This is a genomic window from Bacteroidota bacterium (assembly GCA_034723125.1).
Taxonomy (GTDB): Bacteria; Bacteroidota; Bacteroidia; order CAILMK01; family JAAYUY01; genus JAYEOP01.
The window spans coordinates 1-2962 of sequence record JAYEOP010000272.1; the positions used below are offsets into that span (position 1 = coordinate 1).

General features: G+C 32.3%; 3 protein-coding genes. All 3 read left to right on the top strand.

Going from position 1 to position 2962, the window contains the following annotated elements; genetic code table 11:
* On the top strand, window positions 1-345 hold a 345-nt coding region (locus U9R42_07515), incomplete at its 5' end, for a hypothetical protein (GenBank protein MEA3495866.1).
* Window positions 346-605: 260 nt separating this feature from the next.
* The gene (locus U9R42_07520) at window positions 606-2174 is read left to right on the top strand and encodes a T9SS type A sorting domain-containing protein (GenBank protein MEA3495867.1); all 1569 of its coding nucleotides are present in this window, start codon (window positions 606-608) and stop codon (window positions 2172-2174) included.
* 171 nt (window positions 2175-2345) lie between these two features.
* Window positions 2346-2962: LamG domain-containing protein (locus tag U9R42_07525; protein MEA3495868.1), on the top strand; the 617-nt coding region annotated here is incomplete at its 3' end.

Below are 2962 nucleotides of genomic sequence, written 5' to 3' on the forward strand. Positions count from 1 at the left end.
ATTTTTTTTTGCGTTCTTTGCGTCTTTGCGAGAACAAATAAAATAGAATACAGGATGCAGGATACAAGATACAGGATGCAGGATACAAGATACAGGATACAAGATGCAGGATACAAGATGCAGGATACAAGATACAGGATGCAGGATACAAGATACAGGATGCAGGATACAAGATGCAGGATGCAGGATGCAAGATGCAGGATACAAGATACAGGATACAAGATGCAGGATACAAGATGCAAGATGCAGGATTTATGTCATTGTTTTTTAATATTTTTTTTTGCGTTCTTTGCGTCTTTGCGAGAAAAAATAAAATACAGGATGCAGGATTCCCATACGGACTAACATCGTGTCGCAGGATGTAGATAAAATTCGTGAATTTATTTTGGAAATAATGCCAATGTATTGAATATTTATTATCAACAAAAAGTCACTTTTTATCAACAAAAAATAAACAACTCACAACATTTTTAGTTGGTAATGAATGATGTACAAAAATATGTTTTTTTTTATGCTTCTAAATACAAAAAAATCCATTGATAGTTAGTTGATTAATAATACCTTTGTGGCAGATTGAAAAATTTGTTAAACTAAAATATTATAACATGAAAAAGAAGTCTTTACAATTTATTTATGTATTTATCGCTTTGCTGTTTTCGATAAATCTTTATGCACAAACAGCAACAGATTTATTCTTCTCAGAATATTCTGAAGGATCAAGTAATAACAAGTATCTTGAAATTTTTAATGGTACAGGCAGTCAGGTTGACCTTACAAATTATGCTATCCTTACAAATTATAATGGTAATTCATGGACAGGAATTCACAAATTCCCTGCAAGTAGTACATTAGATAATGATAGCGTTTGGGTTATTGGTAATTCTTCTGCCGATGCAATTATTACAGATGCATCTGATGAAACTTTTGCATACAACGCTTCAGGCTACATTGTTGGTTTCAATGGAGATGATGTTCGTTGCCTTGTAGAAATTGTTACAACAGGAGCAACTGATACTTTTATTGATGGAACTGATACAAATTATTGTAAAAGAGTTGACATTATTGGTCGTCTTGACTTGGTTGACCCGGGTAGTGGATGGGCAGTTGCTGGAATAGCAGATGCTACAAAAGATCATACTTTGGTTAGAAAAGCTACTGTAATGGCACCTAATACATGTTGGGATTGTGCTGCAGGTACAGACGAAGCAACTTCCGAATGGATAGTTCTTAATAAAGACACATGGACAGAAATTGGAAAACACTCAATGGAAACACCAACACCTCCACCAGCACCTCCAGTATATAATATTGAAGATGTTACAGGAATTGACTCAGCAGGAATGCCTGATTCATTGGGTGTAGTATGTTATGTTGAAGGAATTGTTCACAGTATTAACTATCAAGCTTACAAGCCAGGATTATCTTTCGTAATTCACAATGGTACTGATGGTATTTGGGTTTACAATTACAAAGGAACTTTCGGATATGATGTTCGCATGGGAGACAAAATTAAAGTTTGTGGAGAAATTGACCAATATAAAGGTTTATTAGAAATAGCTCCTGATTCAATTTTCTTAGTTGATTCAAATCAAACATTAAATACTCCTTTGGAAATTACTGCACTTGATGAAACAAATGAAGCCGAACTTATAAAACTCAAAATGGTTTGGGTTGCTGACACAAGTCAATGGCCATCACCTACTGATTATGCAGTTAATGTAGATGTTACAAATGGTACTGATACATTTACCATGAGAATACCTACTGATTGTAACGTACACAATGCAGTTGTAAGACTTGATACATTTCATCTTATCGGTGTTGTTGGACAATATGATGGCAGTTCACCATATCTTGAAGGCTATCAAATATTCCCAAGAAATATTGATGATTTAATTCATTTCGATATAATAAGTATTGATAGAAATTCATTCTCAGACAACTTTAAAGTTTATCCTAATCCAAATAATGGAAACTTTGTACTTGAAAACAACAGCAAGTCAGAAGTTGAAATTTCTGTTATTAACACAATAGGGAAAACAATTTACAAAAACCAAAGTTCTTCTTCAAGAATAAACATCAATCTTGAAAATGCTCAAAGCGGAATTTATTTTGTAAGAGTTACTAATGTAAACAATCAAAAAGCTGTTACAGGAAATATCCTAGTAAAATAATTCTTAATCAGTTTTTTATTATTAAAAGCCGTAAAACTAAATTTATGTTTTACGGCTTTTTTTATTCAACTTATATTTTTTATTAATAATATTTCATTATTTTAAAATATTATTTGGATTTGCTGTTAAACATTATTTATATTTGTTTTTAAATATAAAAATAAAATTACTATGAAAAAGATATTTTTTTTAATGATTACTCTTTTATTCTCATTTCAATTTGTTAATGCACAAAATAATTGCCTTGATTTTGATGGTACTGATGATTATGTAGATATTGGTATAGGACCAAGTACTGTTCAAACAGTTGAGCTTTGGATAAACCCTGCTTCCACAAGCGAATATTGTATTGATTTAAACGGTTCCGCTTATATTTGGGTTAGCACTGGAACGCTTACAGCAACAGGATTTACAAGTCCAACAATATATGTAAATGGGGTAGCTTCAACTGCAATATCGTTAAATGAATGGCAACATATTGCAGTAACAACTTCTACCGGAATTAATGCAAGTAATTTTGATATTGGGAGGAAAACGACTGATTATTTTGACGGAAAAATTGATGAAGTTAAACTTTGGGACGATGTACGTACAAAAGCTGAAATTCGAGCAAGTATGTATCAAGAATTAGAAGGAAATGAAAGCGGCTTGGTAGCTTATTACAAATTTAATGAAAGCAGTTTAACTAATGCCAACGATGATCAATCATCATCTAATTATGATGGAACACTAACCAACATGACCGGTAGTGAATGGACTCCTTCTTCAGCTTTCTTTGGTCCTAAAAA

Excerpts from the sequence above, each read along its gene's own strand:
- U9R42_07520 (MEA3495867.1), top strand. The coding sequence starts at position 606 with ATGAAAAAGAAGTCTTTACAATTTATTTATGTATTTATCGCTTTGCTG.